Raw genomic sequence first — 17,789 nt, 5'->3', positions numbered from 1 at the left:
CAAATTGATTTAAAATTTCACCGCAAAGGTATATAGAATATACGAACAACAAGTGTTTTTGGATTAAAATATTTGTTTTTTACTGCGTTAAATATTTTATAAAATCATCAAATTAATAATTTTAGACTTTTTTTTCAGTTATTAGCAAGACTATTAATTGCTATATTTGCTCGTATAAACTACCATAATGGCTAAGAAAAAGAAAAGAAACCTTAGAAAGAAATTATTCATCAAAAACCGACTGGTAATTTTGAATGAAGACACTTTTGAAGAGATTTTTTCATTCAGACTTACTTTAATGAACGTATTTGTAACGTTTACTTTAGGCGGTATATTTTTAATTTTAGTTACTACTTTTATTATTGCATTTACACCGCTCCGAGAATTTATTCCGGGTTACTCTTCTTCTGAATTGAAAAAAAATGCAACTAAGCTGGCGATAAAATCAGACTCACTAGAAACAGCGCTGAAAAAAAACGAAGCCTATATAAAAGGAGTTCAAAAAGTTTTGAAAGGGGAATTAGAATATGCTAAATTCAATAAAGATTCTATTTTGGCTGATGCCGATGTGCCAACAGACCTTAATATGAAAGCCTCTGAAGAAGAAATAAAATTGAGAGAAGATGTTGCCAAAACAGAGAAGGAGTCGGGTGAAAGTAAGACAAAGAAAAACAAGGGTGACAAAAAATAATACCACAAAAAATGTCAATTAAATCGATAGCAGCAAAGATATTTGCCCGCAAAATATACAATCAAACTCAAGCCTGGTCTGCTAAACCGGTCGAAACACAATTTGAAGTTTTTAAAAGTTTGATTCAAAATGCAAAAGACACCCAATTTGGAAAAGACCATCATTTTGATACTATAAAGACATTTGAAGATTTTCAGAAAAATGTTCCTGTTAGAGATTACGAAGATTTAAAAGATTATATCGAAAAGGTAAAAATTGGTGAAGAAAATATTCTGTGGAAAGGAAAACCGCTTTATTTTGCTAAAACATCGGGAACAACTTCGGGAGCTAAGTATATTCCGCTTACCAAAGAATCAATGCCTACGCATGTAAATGCTGCACGAAACGCAATTTTGCATTACATAAACGAAACCGGAAATGCTGATTTTGTTGATGGAAAAATGATTTTTTTGCAGGGAAGCCCAATTTTGACTGAAAAACACGGAATTAAATTTGGAAGGCTTTCTGGAATTGTAGCACATTTTGTTCCGAAATATTTACAAAAAAACCGAATGCCTTCGTGGGAAACCAATTGTATTGAAGACTGGGATACAAAAGTAAATGCGATTGTTGGCGAAACAATAAAAGAAAACATGTCTGTTATTTCCGGAATTCCGTCTTGGGTACAAATGTATTTTGAGCGTTTACAGGAAAAAAGCGGCGGAAAAAAGATAGGAGAGATTTTTAAAAACTTTAATTTGTTTATTTACGGCGGTGTTAATTACGAACCCTACCGCGCTAAGTTTGAACAAATGATTGGTAAAAAAGTTGACAGCATTGAGTTGTTTCCTGCTTCTGAAGGTTTCTTTGCCTATCAGGATTCACAAAAAGAAAAAGGAATGCTGCTGCTTTTAAATTCGGGGATTTTCTATGAATTTATTAAAGCCGATGAGTTTTTTACCGAAAACCCAAAACGTTACACGATTGGCGAAGTTGAGATTGGCGTAAATTATGCATTAATTGTTTCTACAAATGCAGGACTTTGGGGATATAATATTGGAGATACGATTCAGTTTACTTCTTTAAAACCATATCGCGTCATAGTTTCAGGACGTATAAAACATTATATTTCGGCTTTTGGTGAACACGTTATCGCTAACGAAGTCGAAAATGCAATGAAAGAAGCAACAGCGGGTACCAACATTGTAATAAATGAATTTACTGTTGCTCCGCAAATTACGCCTGCAAATGGACTGCCGTACCACGAATGGTTTATTGAGTTCGAAAAAGAACCCGACAATATACAGGCTTTCGCCGAAGCAATAGACGATTCGATGCGAAAACAAAACATTTATTACGATGATTTAATTACCGGAAATGTGCTGCAAAAAGTTGTAATAACCAAAGTTTCAAAAAACGGATTTCAGGAATACATGAAATCGCAGGGAAAATTAGGCGGACAGAACAAAATTCCGAGATTGTCGAATGACAGAAAGATTGCTGATAATTTGAAATAGAAATGAGGTTTTTTACTCATGAAATATAAATATCATTTAAGGCCCGGATATAAATCTCAGGATTTGTTAATTGAAATATTTAGTGGAGCAGAAAACGAATATTTTCTTACCGATTTATTAGGTTCAATGGCATCAATAAACCCAAAAATTGATGAAATTAATGATCTTTGGATGAACGATGAAATTTTAATGGAAGTCAGTTCAGACATTGGTTTATTTTCCATTTCAAAAGACATTTGGGATTTTGCTTTTATAACGGCAGATGATAATCAGGAATGTATCATTAAAATAGATTTACTTTTAGATACAAATGAACACTTTCAAAAAGTTGAGGTTGATTTTGAAAAATATAAATAATGGATGTTCATACACCTTACGAACAAATTAAAAATCGGGAATGTGATTTTATAGTTACTTATAGATTTTTTACACCAGATGAAGGAGGTCGAAAAACAGGAAATCCAATACAAGGGTATCGTTCTGATTTTATGTATTCTGAAGATGAAGAAGCAAAAAAATTATGGATGATCTGGCCTGAATTTTTAGATAATGACGATAATATTATTTTAGATAAATCATTACGAGTTTTGACTTCTGGAAAAGCAAAAATGTGGATTATAAACGAAGCAAATCAAGTTTTACATAAAGAACGAATTAAAATTGGTTTAAAAGGTTTTTTTATGGAAGGACCTCACAAGGCAGCGGAATGCGAAGTTATAGAAGTTGTAAATCCTAATTTAAAATAAATGTTATAATTAAAACACATTTCTAGTTTTCAACAAAAATAATATTAATATTTCCTACTTTCGTTTATCGAAAAGATAGAATGGTCTTCACTATTACGAAGATTTTAAATACATATAGAATGAAAGAAACTAAACATATATCAAGATCAAGAGCTCAGGAATCATCTGCAGCAATTGAAAAAATGTACATTACAATGCGCCATTTATTCAACCGTGGTTTTTATAAACCAATGGGAGTTTCTGGCGACAGCTTACGCGAATCATTATTAGCATTACGTCCTGAAATCTACGGAAATATTGCAGAAGAAAAAGTAGAACTAAACGGGCTTTTATACGTTATAGAACGTCTTCCAATAGGAATAGAACAATGCCGATTTATCAATTTAACTTCTGATGAAGGATATTCTAAATCACATTTTCAGCCAATTGTTCCTCCAAAAAGAAGAAGAAACTGTTACAGAATCGACGAAGAACAAATGAATGTCGAAATCACGCGCGGACGTTCAGATATTTATGATATCCTGACGCATTTGACTTTTATTTTCATAGAATCACACAAAATAAAAAACAGAGTTTTAATTGACGATGGAGGAGAAGTTTCGCGTGATTGGTTAAAATTAGAACAAGCTGTAACGCAAACCAAAAAGCTGACACAGATTGAAAAAGAAAAAGCAATTTCGCACGCAGCAAATATTTTAGCCAGAACTTTTGAAGAGGTTTTGGATATCTACGATGCTTTTGGTTCAGAAAGTGCACCAGATCGTTTTCTGCATGTAATTTATTGGTTAGGAAAATTAGCGATCGAAGAAATTGTTGAAAACAACAAACGCACCATTACTTTTAGCCCGGTTTTGCGTGAACGTCTTGGACACCATATCCACGGAGAAATCTGGGCTACTAACATAAAGGAAGTTTTAAAAGCAAACAGCCTTTTAAAACGTCCAATTCACGTAATTAGTGCCAATATGCACAGTGTAATGAACTCAATTTTTGCGACACCTTTATTAACATCAAAATTTAAAGGTAAAACAGATTTCTTTATTTATGAGGAATTGAGCAATTCAGGTTCCAAAGAAATAAGATCTCAGGTCGAAGAACTAGCCTTGAAAAACGGAATGATTTCTCTTCCTGACACATCAGGAACTAATATCGATGTTCAGATTTTTGATACAGCCAAAATTGACTGGGCAAAAACTGCATTTTCTCATGCCAATGTAGGCGAAGAAAAACCGGTTATTATTGTAATGGATTATGCTTTTGGTGAGCAGGCTTATGAAACCATAGACGAGCTTTTAAAACCTTATAGAAAAGAAACCTTACTAAATGTAAAATCGGTTTCTATAATGGGTAAAGCCGGAATTCTGGAAGGCGGAAAAGGAGATATCATGATTCCATCGGCACATATAAACGAAGGAACGGCAGATAATTATTTCTTTGAAAACGAACTTACAGGCGCTATGTTTGAAGGAAATGATATTGACATTTATGAAGGTGCAATGGTAACGGTTTTAGGAACATCATTACAAAACAGAGATTTGTTGAAATTTTTCCACGAGTCAACTTGGGGTGTAATTGGTCTTGAAATGGAAGGATCTTATTACCAGAAAGCAATTCAATCGGCATCAAAAATTAGAAAAAGCGTTCCGCAAGATATTAAAGTTCGTTATGCTTATTATGCTTCAGATAATCCATTAGAAACCGGAAGTACATTGGCTTCGGGCGGATTAGGAACGACTGGAGTAAAACCAACGTATTTAATTACGATTAAGATTTTAGAACAGATTTTCAACATCAAATAATAATTGTAAATGAGTACAAAAGTACCGCAGGATATCACAGATCAAGAGGTTGATTTGGTTTTGATTTCAAAAAAAATAAGTAACTTTTTTGAAAGAATTAATGCTTCTATCTTTAGAAGCATTCAGTTCTTTATACGAAATTGGCTGATTGTCTTGATTTTAGTTGTTGTTGGTTTTGGATTAGGACTTTTTTTAGATAAGACTCAAAAAACATATAATAATCAAATAATTGTAACACCAAATTTTGGCAGTGTCGATTATTTATACGGTAAGGTTGATTTAATTCAATCGAAAATTATAACTGATGACAAATCATTTTTTAATAAAATTGGATTAACAGAGAATTCAAGAATATCCAATATAAAAATAGAACCAATTGTTGATGTTTTTAAGTTTGTTAATAACAATGAGCAAAATTTAGAGGTTTTAAAGTTAATGACAAACGGAGACTTAAAATCTATAATTAAGGAAACAACCACTACTAAAAATTATCCTTTTTACATTATTACTTTTTCAACCAAATTTCCATTGAAAGATGAAAATACGGTAAAAGCATTGTTGAATTTCTTTAATACAAGTGATTATTATGCTGAGGTACAAAAAACAACTGTAGATAATATCAAACAAAAGATAAAGGCAAATGATCAAATTCTTTTGCAAATTGATAATATTCTAAATAAATTTTCTAATTCAGAATCGTTGGGTTCAGTAAAAAATGATAAGCTGGTATATTATAATGAAAACATACAGCTTAATGATATACTTAAAACAAAAGAAGGTCTTGTTAGAGAAAATGGAGTCTTAAAAGTAGAGTTAATTACTTCTAATAAAATTATAAAAGAAAGTTCAATCGTTACAAACATTGAAAACTTTGAAACTTTAAAGGGAAAAATGAGGTTTATTTTACCATTTTTGTTTGTATTTGCTTTTATAAGTATAGTATTTTTCAAAAGATTTTATAATAAACAAAAGGCATTATAAGCCTAATTATTATCGCAGGCAGTCATTTCTTATTTTTAAGATGAAAAACATTTTATTACTTAAATTAAATAATGAAAGACTAAGAGAAATTTTATTTTTTTTAGGAGTCTTATTATTGATAATAATTCCAAAAGGAGGATTTAAGATTGCCGGAATTCCTTTGACATGGGGATATTTATATCTGGGTTTTTTATTAATTCTTTCGACAATTATTATAGTCAGCAAATATAAATTCCCGGTTAACAGCCGGCATTTTATGTGCTATGTGGCGACTTTACCATTTGTGGTATATTTTTCACTTCATTTATTAATATTTGGATACGAAGGTTCAACGGGTAATTTTATTGCTTTCTACATCAGCTTTGTTTTCCTGCCTTTTTTATTTTATATTATTTTAGGATATTTTCTAACTAAAATAAATCATGATTATATTGAAAAAATAATAGCTAATGCTGTTTTTCTAATCTCTGTTTATGGTATTTTCTTGTTTTCATACAAACAGATTTATGGTCATTTTTTAGAAATTCCCTATATAACGGTTAATGCTGATGATTTGGGAGAGCTGGCAAGATCTAAATTTAATCAAAGAGGTTCTATTGCTAAATTAATCTCAACGTATAATAATGGAAATATTTTTGGAGTATGTACTTTAATGCTTTTTCCTGTTTTTTATAAAAGAACAACATCAAAAATTAAAATTTTCATTGTTGTCCTGGCTTTACTATTAACCTTATCAAGAACAGTCTGGATTGGTTTACTTTTCTTCTTTTTAATTCTTTATAGGAATAAATTATATCAATTAGCTAAAATTTATCTTGCAGGAGCGATTTTACTTTTTGTTATTGGATCAGTTCTTATGACCAGATATTTTCAATATGGTTCCCTGGAAGGATTTATTCTAGACTCAAATCTTGGCGGAAGGATTTTACAAATTAGAAAAGTAAATGATATCACACTTTTTGGAAATGGCTCTTATACGATAATTGATGAAATTGTGTACTTATCTATATTTAGACAATTTGGTCTTGTTGGTTTATTTTTATTTTGCGTTTCTTTTTTTGCTCCGGTATATATTTTTTTACAAACTAAAAATAACAACCAGGTTTACTTATTAGGAATATTAACGTATTTATTTGTTTGTTTAAGCGACGGATGTATGCTTTTAATACCTACACTAGTTTTTTTCTATTTCATTTGTACGATGGCCTTTATTCGTCAAAACAGAGCCGAGGAATAGAACATCGCAGAGAAGAAAAATGTAAATTCCGTATTGACGAACCAGAATATTTTCGGTCAAAAAAGAAAAAGAAAACAACAGAGAAATCGAAAAATATAAATAATTCCTGCTTTTTAAAGCAAAACGAAGTTTTATAAAAAGAGTGGAAATAAAAGCAATAAAAAGTAAAAAACCGCCTTTCATAAAATAATCAAGGTATTGATTATGAGAATTTAAATTTTCTTTTGATAAGTCATTAAAACCATATTCATCATAACATGTATTAAGTTTTGGCTGTATAGAGCCATTGTCTGTTCCTAAAAAATGAGAATCAGTAATTACTTTTAAAGAACAAAAACAAAGAGTATATCTACTTGAGTTTTCAATTTTATTTTTATTTAAAAACTGAATATCATCTTTGTATCGTTGTGATAAAAAAATCACTCCCATGAATAGAATTATTAATGGAAAAAAAATCATTTTAGTATTTAATTTATCTTTTTTATAAAAGAAAAAATAACAGTTTAATCCAGTCAAAAATAAAGTAGAAAAAAGGATCATTCTGGCATTAACGATTACCAAACTTGCTAATAAAACAATACAAATAACTATTAAAAGTATTTTGAATTTCAAGGCTGTATTTTGAGTTTTAACTAGAAAATTAAAAACAAAAAGAAACGCAATTGCAATCCACAAACTAATATAAGTACCGTGAATATCAATATTATTTTCTAGATTAAAACGAGCAAAATACCAGTTAAAATGATGATTGGGAATATCATTTATATAGAAAATTACAATATATGTGCTGATTAAGGTAATACAAAAGGAATAAACAAGGAGAATCTTTTCTCTTTGCTGTTTAAAAAAAGGAGAGTCGTAAAGAAATTTACTAAACAGTGGTATAATAAATATTAAAAAACTGTTAGCAATAATCTGCAGACTTTTCGAATTATAATAAAAAATATTAAAAGCAAGGAGGACAAAAAATGATAAAAGAAATGGCACTGTTTTAATTGATAAAAAGTGCTTTTTTGAATTGTATTGAAGTAATAGAAAAAGACTTGCAGCAGACATTATAATTGACTGAACAGCCTCAAACATATATAAAGAGGAAGCAAATGCTAAAAGGTATAAAAAATAAACAGCAGTTTTATTTGTTTTAGTTTCTGTCATTTAACTAATCTTTTAAAAGTAGTTTCAATTTTTTTCTGAATCGATTTTGGCAGTTTTTCACGCATAAACTGTACTAGATATTTTTTAGTTTTCAACTTAAATAATTGAAAACTGCTAATTTCTATTTTTAGAGAATCAATTTCATTTTCAGCAATAAACTCAAGTGATTTCCATTTTGTTGGATCGTTTTCATGAAAATTAGTAAACTCTTTATAATTATCAATATTTATATTTTTCCAAAATTTATAAAACGCAGCGTTGTCAGAATCGTCCCTGTGTGACCAATTTGTTATTTTGGTATAAATTTCTTCATCGTCTCTTGCCCAGGATTGATGCAGTAAGATAAATTTAGTTATTATTTTTTTTGAGTGCCTTGTGGCTCTCATATACTTGTATTTAGGATAATTAGTTGCCACTTCAATAGCATCTAATGAATCTTTTATGTATAAAAATCCCCCTTCAACTTTTTTAAATAATGTAATCCACTGCACATGAATTTCTACAGGATGTTTTTCCGGATTTTTTAAATAATCTTTTTTTTCTTTTAAAAAGGAAACAAAATTTTTAAAATCATTAAAATATTCATCACTGTCTATTTGAATATGCCATCCGCCATCTCCCATTGCTTTTGCGAGCAAATTGCGTTCTCGTGTATCATTTTCAGAAGGAGAATTTTCAGGAATGTAAAACGTGTCTTCGTAGATTACAATTTTGTTTAAGGTATCAAATTTTTTTACCCATTCAAAAAAGGATGGATCAATAAACAATGGATTTCCACTCCAGGTTAAACGATCTTTATCTACAGCAAGTACGATCAAATCAGAAGCATCGTAAACGAGTGGAATCGATTTGTATAAATATTTGAAATCGTATGAAACAAGAAATCCAACTTTAATCATTTTTTCTAAAGAAATTTAAACTCTTATCGCAAAGTACTTTATAATTAAGAAACAATGTGATAAATAATTCAGTTATAATAAGTGCAGCAATCATTCCTTCGACTTTAAAGAAAAAAGACAATAGAAATGAAAGAGAAACATTAATTACTAAACCAATAAAATAACCGCTAAAGTAAATGTTTTTCTTTTCGTGCATTAACAAAGACATATATGCAGATTGATTAAGAGACGCAATTAAAGGAATAGGCGAAAGCAAAATTAAATACTGACTCGATTCAGTAATATATTCACTGCTTAATACAGAGATAATTTGTTCAGAAAATATAATTAATATCACAGTTCCAATGGAAAAGAGCAGTAAATAAGACTGGAAAATTTGACGCAGCGTTTTGTTTAATTCAGAAATTGAAGCGATACCAATATTACAAATTTTAGGAAAAACGCCTTGAAATAATACTCCAATACAATGTTTACCAAGCATAATAATTTTTTCAGAAACACTGTAGATACCAACAATTTTGGAATCGAAAAAAACACCTAAAATAAGAGTCCCGGAATTTAAGATAGAACAAACAGTCAAATTAGTTAGAAACATTTTAAAACCGCTTTGTAATTCAGCAAAAATATCTTTAAAAGAGGTTTTTGAATAAACAAAGTTTTCTTTTAATAACAAATAAATGTAAGAAGCTATAAAAATAAGGCTGTCAAATATGCCAAGTATAAAAAATAAAATTTGAAAAGAATCTTTGTTTTTCACACAAAACAATATAGTTAAAAGACAGCTTATTTTAAATACTGAATTAATTATGCAATACACATTGACTTTGTTTAAACCAATAAAAACCCAATGTGCATTCTGCGTACGCGAGAAAAGCATTAAAAATAAAGAAAGAAAAAATAAAGCATTGCTGCTAATATTACTATAAAGCTGAGCGAGTAAAAACAATAATAAAAAAGAAGGAATAGTTAATAAAAACTTAGTATTTATTACTGTTGAAATGTATTTGCTGATTGCATCAATATCAGAATTTAATCGGCCAATTTTAATTGGTCCTAAAGCATTCCAGGAATAATCATTAATAACTGAAATGTAATTAATTAAAGACAAAGAAATAGCAATAAGACCATAATTAGTAATTCCAAATACATGAATGTAAAATGGAATTAGAATTAATGGAAATAGAAAATTTATAAAATTAATGCTAAAACTATAAAAGATGTTTTTAATCACAATTCTAGAAAATAAAGGCTCCAAAACATTTGAAGCCTGCCATTATTAAAGTGATTTGTCAATAGAATCATCTGGATTTCCTTGAGGAGCCCATGAACCTGATTTATCATTTCGCATGGTAACTGTTCCGGTTTCGGTATCTAATACAAACAAGCAGACCTCTCCAGTATCAGCTCTTTGAATAACAGTCATTTGATATTTACCTATTTGAGTTTTTTCCTCTTCTTTTTTTTGAGGTTGCTGACAAGAAATAATTAATAAAGATACACTGATTAAAAAGGCTGTTTTTTTCATTTGGTTTTTTTTTCAAAAGTAAATTTTTTTATTAAAGGTGAATGTGTTTTAAATAAAAAATAAACATCATTAAATTTTTAAAACTTACTTTTGAAAAGGATTATAACCAATTAATATAAATGAAATTAGTAATTGATGTTCGTTTTATAAATGCTTCTGGAATTGGTACTTACATAAAAAATGTGTTGCCGGGTATAATTTCAGAATTTAATGCAGTTACAGTTCTTGGAAACAAAAATGAAATCATGCAATTTGATTGGAGTAATAAAGTTGAGGTTATAGAGTTCAATTGTAAAATGTATTCTCTAAAAGAACAATTTTATTATGCTTTTAAAATACCAAAATGTGATGTGTTTTGGTCTCCACATTTTAATTTTCCTATTTTTCCTATTCATGCAAAGAAAAAAGTTGTAACAATTCATGACGTAAATCATCTTACCGGGATTTCTCCAATTTCTTTCCTTAAAAAAAAGTATAGTTCTATTTTATATGATAATGCAGTAAAAAAAGCAGATTTAATTTTTACTGTTTCAGAATTTTCAAAAAGTGAGATTCTAAAATATACCAACACCGAATCTGAAAAAATTAAAGTAGTTTATTGTGGAGTAGATGCGCCATTTTTTGAAGATTTTAAAGAGAATAGTTTAAGACTTCCAAACGATTTTATTTTATATATAGGAAATGTCAAACCTCATAAAAATTTAATTGTTTTATTAAAAGCTTATAATGCTTTATCAAATCAATTAAAAGAAGAATATAAACTTTTAATTGTAGGTAAAAAAGATGGATTTATTACGGAAGATAATCAGATAAATGAATTCATAAAATCGAACCAATTAGAAAGAAATGTTATTTTTACAGGACATGTAACTGATTTAGATTTGCCTTTATATTATCAAAATGCATCTTTATTTGTATTTCCATCTCTTTACGAAGGTTTTGGATTACCAGTTTTAGAAGCATTGGCAGCAAAAACAATGGTGATTAGTTCTAACGCTTCAAGTCTGCCGGAAATAGGAGGAGAAGCTGTTATTTATTTTGATCCAAAAAATGATATCGAGTTGTCTCAAAAAATAAAAGACTGTTTAGAAAATAAAGTAAGCATTGAAATAGAAAAAAGGGCAGTACAATTAGATAAATTTACTTGGAAAAAATCTATTAAAAATCATTTGGAAGCATTTAGAAATATTTTACAAAATAATGAAAAAAGCACTAATTAGCGATTGGTATTATGTGAATGGAGGTGCTGAAAAAGTAATTCATTCTATAAACTCAATCTGGGATGATTTTGACCATTTTGCATTAATCGACTTTTTGAATGATGAAGACCGAAAGTTTATTTTAAATGGAAAAAAAGCTAAAACTAGTTTCATCCAGAAATTACCAACAGTAAAAAAAAATCACCGCAAATTTTTACAGCTGTTTCCAATTGCTATAGAACAATTTGATTTAAGAGATTATGACTTAATAATCAGTTCTTCTTCAGCTGTGGCAAAAGGAATTAAGACAAACAAAAATCAATTGCATATTTGTTATTGTCATTCTCCAATGCGTTACGCCTGGGATTTGAGAGAACAATATTTAAAAGATGCCGGATTAAACAAAGGTTTAAAAGGTTTATATGCAAAATCAGTATTAGATAAAATCCAGAAATGGGATCTTTCGAACTCAGATAATATTGATTTTTTTATAGCTAATTCAAAGCATATTGCTGAGCGAATTAAAAAGATTTATAATAGAGAATCCACCGTAATTTATCCACCAGTTGATGTTGATTTTTTTAATTTAGAAGAAATAAAAGAAGACTATTATTTTACAGCTTCACGACTTGTTCCGTACAAAAAAACACAATTGATAATAGAAGCTTTCAACGAATTGCCACATTTAAAATTGATTGTTGCAGGTGATGGGCCAGAATTAGAAAAACTTCAAAAAACAGCCAAAAACAACATAGAGTTTGTGGGTTATATTGAAAATAAAAAGCTTAGAAGCTTAATGCAGAAAGCGAAGGCATTTGTTTTTGCTGCTGAGGAAGATTTTGGAATTATTCCTGTTGAAGCACAAGCATGCGGAACGCCAGTTATTGCTTTAGCAAAAGGAGGAACACTTGAAACAGTTATAGAAAACAAAACCGGAATTTTCTTTGTAGAGCAATCTGCAGAAAAAATTAAAGAAGCAGTACTTAATTTTGAAACAAAAAATTTCGACCCTCAAATTATACGCGGACATGCAGTTACATTTTCAAAACAACGGTTTGAAAAAGAGATAAAAGAATTTGTTGAAACAAAATATAAAGAACATCAACAGTTGTTGAATAAAGATAATTTGAAATTATAACCGAAAAATAATTTTCAAATCAGTTACATTTGCGATGTATAAACAATTATCATGAAAAGAATACTTATTACTGGAGCGGCAGGATTTTTAGGATCGCATTTATGTGACAGATTTATCAAAGAAGGATATTTTGTTATTGGGATGGATAACCTGATTACAGGTGACCTTAAAAATATTGAGCATTTATTCAAATTAGAAAATTTTGAATTTTATCATCATGATATCACCAAGTTTGTTCATATTCCTGGCGATCTTGATTATATATTGCATTTTGCTTCACCGGCGAGTCCTATTGATTATTTAAAAATCCCAATTCAGACACTTAAGGTTGGATCTCTGGGAACGCATAATTTATTAGGATTGGCAAGAGTAAAAAAAGCTAGAATCTTGATTGCTTCAACTTCAGAAGTTTATGGAGATCCTTTGGTGCATCCACAGACAGAAGAATATTATGGAAACGTAAATACAATTGGTCCTCGCGGTGTTTATGACGAAGCAAAACGTTTTCAGGAATCAATTACTATGGCATACCATACTTTTCATGGCGTAGAGACCAGAATTGTGCGTATTTTTAATACTTATGGCCCAAGAATGCGATTAAACGATGGACGCGTAATTCCAGCTTTTATTGGACAGGCTTTACGAGGCGAAGATTTAACGATTTTTGGCGATGGAATGCAGACACGTTCTTTTTGCTATGTAGACGATCAGGTTGAAGGTATTTACAGATTACTGCATTCAGATTATGTTTATCCGGTAAACATTGGAAATCCGGACGAAATCACAATCAAAGATTTTGCAGAAGAAATTATTAAATTAACCGGAACAAATCAAAAGGTAGTATATCATCCGCTGCCAATAAACGATCCGTTACAGCGCCAGCCAGATACCACAAAAGCAAAGGAATTATTAGGCTGGGAAGCCAAAGTAAGCCGTGCCGAAGGAATGAAAATTACCTATGAGTATTTTAAATCACTATCTCCGGAAGAACTGGCAAAAGAAGAACATAAAGATTTTTCCAGCTATATAAAATAGTAAACTCACACAGCTCGAATTTTTTAACAAATTCGAGCTGTTATTGAAATCCAAGATATACCCGTTTTTAAATGAATGATTTAGTATCAATTTTAACACCAACTTATAATACTGAAAAGTTCATTAGAGCGACAATAGAATCAGTTAAAAATCAGACCTATCAAAATTGGGAAATGATTTTAGTTGATGATGGTTCTACAGATAAAACCACTTTTGTCATCGAAGAATTTTCAAAAAATGATACCAGAATAAAACTCTTCAAATTACCAGAGAACCGAGGAAATGGTTTTGCGAGAAACGCTGCTCTGGAAAAAGCCGGGGGAAAATACATTGCTTATTTAGATGCTGATGATTTATGGTTTCCTGAGAAATTAGAAAAACAAATTCAGTTTTTAAAAACAAACAATTTACACTTTACATTTAGCTTTTACGATTCTATAGATGATGAAGGAAATGATTTAAACAGAAGAGTTGAATCGCCCGATCCACTTACTTATAAACAATTGTTTTATTGTAATTACGTGGGGAACTTAACAGCAATTTACGATGCAGATTATTTTGGGAAAATTATTATGGAAACTTCGCAAAAAAGACAAGATTGGAGAATTTGGCTTACGATTTTAAAACAAATTAAAACAGCCAAACCAATTCCAGAATCTTTAGCTTTTTACAGAATCAGAAAAGACTCAGTTTCCTCTTCAAAATTTAAATTAATTAAACACAATTTTGGTGTTTACAGAGAATTTCACAGATACAGTTTTTTATTTTCTGTTTTGCTTATGATTCGATTTTTGTATACACAGTTAATTATAAAACAAAGATATATACAGAGAATGTAAAAATGGGAAGATTTATTTTTTACAAATAAGATTTAAACTGTTTTAATTTTCCACGATTGGTCCTTTCTAAAACCGATTTCTGAGTGAAAATAAAATTTAAATTAGGTTCCAGATATAAATCAATTGCATCTTTTATTTTTTCAATCTGTGCCGAAATTAACTCTTTTTCAGCAATGTATTCTATTTCAAAAGTATCTAATTTGGTTTGTTTGATGATAAATTCTTTTACATTTCCATCATCTTCAATTATGCTTTTGGTTACATAATAAAAGGTCAAACCAGGCGATTTTTTACCGCTTGGTAAAATCGCAACGTCGTTTGTTCTTCCAATAAGTTTTTTTAGGATTGGTTTTTGCGGAGTGCTTTTTTCGTCGAGAATTCCAATATCGCCAATTTCATATCGAATAAAAGGATTTGCTTTATTGAAAAGAGAAGTAATGACAATTTTTCCTTCCGTACCGTTTGGAACAGGATTATTGTTTTCATCTAAAATTTCAACAAACAAAGTTTCTGCATTTACCTGCCATTCGCCTTGAGGATTTTCAAAAGCAATCAAATCTAGTTCAGATGCGCCGTATTCGCTGATAATTGGAATACCGAATTGTTTTTCCAGCAATTTTTTATCCGTTTCAAAAAGCATTTCCGAAGTAACAAAACAAGCTTTTATGGTTGGGCAAATTTCATTTAAAATAATGTTTTTTTGTTCTAAAAATTTAGCAAACAAAACAATAGAACTGGTATATCCGTTGAGGTAATCGAATTTTTTTGTTTTGAACTTCTGCAGAAATTTCTCCAAAATTTCATCAGATAAATCAAAAACCGGAAAACGATAACGATGCGTTAAGAAATCCTTGAAACGTTCTTTTTGATATCCAATAAAATCCATTGGAATTCCATAAAAACGTGCCTGGTACGAATGATTAAAATCAATTCCAAACCAGCCAAAACGCATAATGTTTGATGCCCAGGTTAAAGCATGCGAATATTTGTCTTTGGCAAAAACAAAAGGAGTTCCGCTTGATCCGGATGTTTTGTTGAGATAAACATTTTTTTTAGAATAACCTTTTGAAAGTCTTTCTTCCAGTGGTTTTTGTAAATTTTGTTTATTTAAAACAGGAAGATTTTCCCAATTTTGAGCCGTTGCATTTCCTGCTAATTCTTTGTAAAAAGGATTGTTTTTGAGATGAAAATCAACAATTTCTGTTTTTTTGCTTTCAAGAAATGAAGCAAATTCTTTTTCAGAAAAACGAACAATTTTATCCAATTCGGTTTTAGCCTTCTTTATAGGAAAACCATTTAATTGAAGAGAAATATCAAAAAGGCGGATCATTTTCAGAAAAATTTTCGTCAAAAATAATGTTTACGAATTACTAACAGTGCAGAACCAACAACTTTTTAAAGATTTAATTATTTTTTACGTACAAAAGCAAGTATTTTTGCAGCACAACTAAATACAACAACACCATGACAATTTTACTATTGGGATCAGGCGGAAGAGAGCATGCATTTGCATGGAAAATGACTCAAAGTCCGCTTTGCGAAAAACTTTTTGTAGTACCGGGAAATGCAGGAACTGCTGCAATTGCTGAAAATGTTGCAATATCTCCAACTGATTTTGAAGCAGTAAAAGCATTAGTGCTTAAAGAAAATATAAGTTTAGTAGTCGTAGGTCCAGAAGATCCGTTGGTAAAAGGAGTTTACGATTATTTTAAAAACGACGATAGTTTAAAACATATTCCGGTTATCGGGCCATCAAAACTTGGAGCGCAGTTAGAAGGAAGTAAAGAATTTGCAAAAGAATTCTTGATGAAACATAATATCCCAACTGCAGCTTATGACAGTTTTACTGCCGAAACTGTAGAAGAGGGATGTAAGTTTCTAGAAACTTTGCAGCCTCCTTACGTTTTAAAAGCCGACGGTTTAGCGGCTGGAAAAGGAGTTTTGATTATTCAGGATCTTGAAGAAGCCAAAACAGAATTACGCAACATGCTGGTTCACGCTAAATTTGGAACAGCGAGTTCAAAAGTAGTTATCGAAGAATTCTTAGATGGAATCGAATTAAGCTGTTTCGTTTTAACAGATGGAAAAAGCTATAAAATTCTTCCAACTGCAAAAGATTATAAAAGAATTGGAGAAGGAGATACAGGTTTAAATACAGGCGGAATGGGAGCAGTTTCTCCAGTTCCTTATGTGGATGCTGTTTTGATGGAAAAAATTGAAACACGTATCGTAAAACCAACAATCGAAGGTTTTCAAAAAGACGGAATCGAATACAAAGGATTTGTATTTATTGGTCTTATTAATGTAAAAGGAGAACCAATCGTTATTGAATATAATGTAAGAATGGGAGATCCTGAAACTGAAGTTGTGGTTCCAAGACTGAAATCTGACTTGGTTGAATTGTTTTTGTCTGTTGCAGATCAAAAATTAGGAGACTTTAATCTAGAAGTTGACCCAAGAAGCGCAACAACTGTAATGGTAGTTTCTGGTGGATATCCTGAAGATTTTGAAAAAGGAAAAGTAATTTCTGGATTAGAAAATATTACAGATTCGATAGTTTTTCACGCAGGAACAAAATTAGATGGCAAAAATGTCGTTACTAATGGAGGGCGTGTAATTGCTGTAACCTCTTATGGAGATAATTTCCAGGAGGCCATAAAAAAATCTTACCAAAACATAGATAAACTAAGCTTTGATAAGATGTATTTTAGAAAAGATATCGGCTTCGATTTAATTTAAAAAATATTTGAACCAGCCCTTTTAATTAAGGGTTTGGTTTTATTTTAAAAATGAATGAGCTGTTGTATCTTGGTTTTCTGTTCCGGCATCATCAAAAATGCGTAATTGTTTAATCCAATAAACGATTGCACATGCACAGATGATCATGAAAATCCAGTTAATAGTATTTGCGCCAAACCATGTAACTAATTCCAAACGACGTAAAAAGTCAAGCGGAGCAAACAAAATGTTAACGAATAAGTATTGAATTCCTTCAAAAAAAGCTTTCATAATTTTATTAAATTATAGATTATTATTGTTTTAACGCATT

18 protein-coding genes are annotated in these 17,789 nt (G+C 30.3%); 12 read left to right on the top strand and 6 right to left on the bottom strand.

Annotated features, from left to right (window positions below; genetic code table 11):
• Positions 1-187 precede the first annotated feature (187 nt).
• The 7 genes from ACTJIW_RS20905 (at position 188) to ACTJIW_RS20875 (ending at position 6,950) form a co-directional block, all read left to right on the top strand.
• Complete coding sequence (locus tag ACTJIW_RS20905; RefSeq protein ID WP_012023110.1) at positions 188-691, top strand: hypothetical protein; 504 nt, start codon at positions 188-190, stop codon at positions 689-691.
• Positions 692-702: 11 nt separating this feature from the next.
• Positions 703-2,187 carry a GH3 auxin-responsive promoter family protein gene (locus ACTJIW_RS20900; RefSeq protein WP_149205859.1) on the top strand — a complete coding sequence of 495 codons (1,485 nt, stop codon included), beginning with the start codon at positions 703-705 and terminating at the stop codon, positions 2,185-2,187.
• 18 nt (positions 2,188-2,205) lie between these two features.
• Positions 2,206-2,544 carry a hypothetical protein gene (locus tag ACTJIW_RS20895; protein WP_149205858.1) on the top strand — a complete coding sequence of 113 codons (339 nt, stop codon included), beginning with the start codon at positions 2,206-2,208 and terminating at the stop codon, positions 2,542-2,544.
• Positions 2,544-2,933, top strand: coding sequence for a hypothetical protein (locus ACTJIW_RS20890; RefSeq protein WP_149205857.1), 390 nt, complete (start codon positions 2,544-2,546; stop codon positions 2,931-2,933). Before ACTJIW_RS20895 ends, ACTJIW_RS20890 begins: the two co-directional genes overlap by 1 nt.
• A gap of 119 nt (positions 2,934-3,052) precedes the next feature.
• Entirely contained in the window at positions 3,053-4,732 is a 1,680-nt protein-coding gene (locus ACTJIW_RS20885) for a DUF6909 family protein (protein WP_440716436.1), read from the top strand.
• 9 nt (positions 4,733-4,741) lie between these two features.
• On the top strand, positions 4,742-5,713 hold the full coding sequence (locus ACTJIW_RS20880) for a hypothetical protein (protein WP_440716435.1): 972 nt from the start codon (positions 4,742-4,744) through the stop codon (positions 5,711-5,713).
• A 40-nt stretch (positions 5,714-5,753) separates the two neighbouring features.
• Positions 5,754-6,950, top strand: coding sequence for a hypothetical protein (locus ACTJIW_RS20875; RefSeq protein ID WP_440716434.1), 1,197 nt, complete (start codon positions 5,754-5,756; stop codon positions 6,948-6,950).
• Here the strand turns inward: ACTJIW_RS20875 and ACTJIW_RS20870 are convergent.
• The 4 genes from ACTJIW_RS20870 to ACTJIW_RS20855 all read right to left on the bottom strand — a co-directional run bounded on the left by ACTJIW_RS20870 (position 6,888) and on the right by ACTJIW_RS20855 (position 10,529).
• Positions 6,888-8,006: an O-antigen ligase family protein gene (locus ACTJIW_RS20870; protein WP_440716571.1), complete on the bottom strand. Its 1,119-nt coding sequence runs from the start codon at positions 8,004-8,006 to the stop codon at positions 6,888-6,890. The two genes, ACTJIW_RS20875 and ACTJIW_RS20870, sit on opposite strands and share 63 nt — an antisense overlap.
• Before the next feature lie 95 nt (positions 8,007-8,101).
• On the bottom strand, positions 8,102-9,004 hold the full coding sequence (locus ACTJIW_RS20865; RefSeq protein ID WP_440716433.1) for a hypothetical protein: 903 nt from the start codon (positions 9,002-9,004) through the stop codon (positions 8,102-8,104).
• Positions 8,997-10,235, bottom strand: a complete 1,239-nt coding sequence (locus ACTJIW_RS20860) for an oligosaccharide flippase family protein (protein ID WP_440716432.1) — start codon at positions 10,233-10,235, stop codon at positions 8,997-8,999. Before ACTJIW_RS20860 ends, ACTJIW_RS20865 begins: the two co-directional genes overlap by 8 nt.
• A gap of 45 nt (positions 10,236-10,280) precedes the next feature.
• Complete coding sequence (locus tag ACTJIW_RS20855; RefSeq protein WP_012023120.1) at positions 10,281-10,529, bottom strand: hypothetical protein; 249 nt, start codon at positions 10,527-10,529, stop codon at positions 10,281-10,283.
• Between the two features lie 119 nt (positions 10,530-10,648).
• Between ACTJIW_RS20855 and ACTJIW_RS20850 the strand changes: the two genes are divergently transcribed.
• From ACTJIW_RS20850 to ACTJIW_RS20835, 4 genes are all read left to right on the top strand, one after another.
• On the top strand, positions 10,649-11,749 hold the full coding sequence (locus ACTJIW_RS20850; protein ID WP_440716431.1) for a glycosyltransferase family 4 protein: 1,101 nt from the start codon (positions 10,649-10,651) through the stop codon (positions 11,747-11,749).
• Entirely contained in the window at positions 11,730-12,866 is a 1,137-nt protein-coding gene (locus tag ACTJIW_RS20845) for a glycosyltransferase (RefSeq protein ID WP_433814513.1), read from the top strand. Before ACTJIW_RS20850 ends, ACTJIW_RS20845 begins: the two co-directional genes overlap by 20 nt.
• Positions 12,867-12,917: 51 nt before the next feature.
• On the top strand, positions 12,918-13,901 hold the full coding sequence (locus ACTJIW_RS20840) for a UDP-glucuronic acid decarboxylase family protein (RefSeq protein WP_012023123.1): 984 nt from the start codon (positions 12,918-12,920) through the stop codon (positions 13,899-13,901).
• Between the two features lie 71 nt (positions 13,902-13,972).
• Positions 13,973-14,740, top strand: coding sequence for a glycosyltransferase family 2 protein (locus ACTJIW_RS20835; protein WP_440716430.1), 768 nt, complete (start codon positions 13,973-13,975; stop codon positions 14,738-14,740).
• Between the two features lie 19 nt (positions 14,741-14,759).
• Here the strand turns inward: ACTJIW_RS20835 and ACTJIW_RS20830 are convergent, their stop codons facing one another.
• Entirely contained in the window at positions 14,760-16,070 is a 1,311-nt protein-coding gene (locus tag ACTJIW_RS20830) for a phenylacetate--CoA ligase family protein (protein WP_440716429.1), read from the bottom strand.
• Positions 16,071-16,204: 134 nt separating this feature from the next.
• On the opposite strand from ACTJIW_RS20830, the gene purD reads away from it, so the two are divergent.
• The gene (gene purD, locus ACTJIW_RS20825) at positions 16,205-17,479 is read left to right on the top strand and encodes a phosphoribosylamine--glycine ligase (RefSeq protein ID WP_012023127.1); all 1,275 of its coding nucleotides are present in this window, start codon (positions 16,205-16,207) and stop codon (positions 17,477-17,479) included.
• 39 nt (positions 17,480-17,518) lie between these two features.
• On the opposite strand, the gene ACTJIW_RS20820 is transcribed toward purD, so the two are convergent.
• Complete coding sequence (locus ACTJIW_RS20820) at positions 17,519-17,749, bottom strand: DUF6341 family protein (RefSeq protein WP_012023128.1); 231 nt, start codon at positions 17,747-17,749, stop codon at positions 17,519-17,521.
• Between the last annotated feature and the right edge of the window lie 40 nt (positions 17,750-17,789).

It is taken from the genome of Flavobacterium sp. 22659 (genome assembly GCF_052044235.1).
In the GTDB taxonomy this organism is placed as follows: Bacteria; Bacteroidota; Bacteroidia; order Flavobacteriales; family Flavobacteriaceae; genus Flavobacterium; species Flavobacterium johnsoniae.
This window is presented reverse-complemented; position numbering and strand designations above follow the sequence as displayed.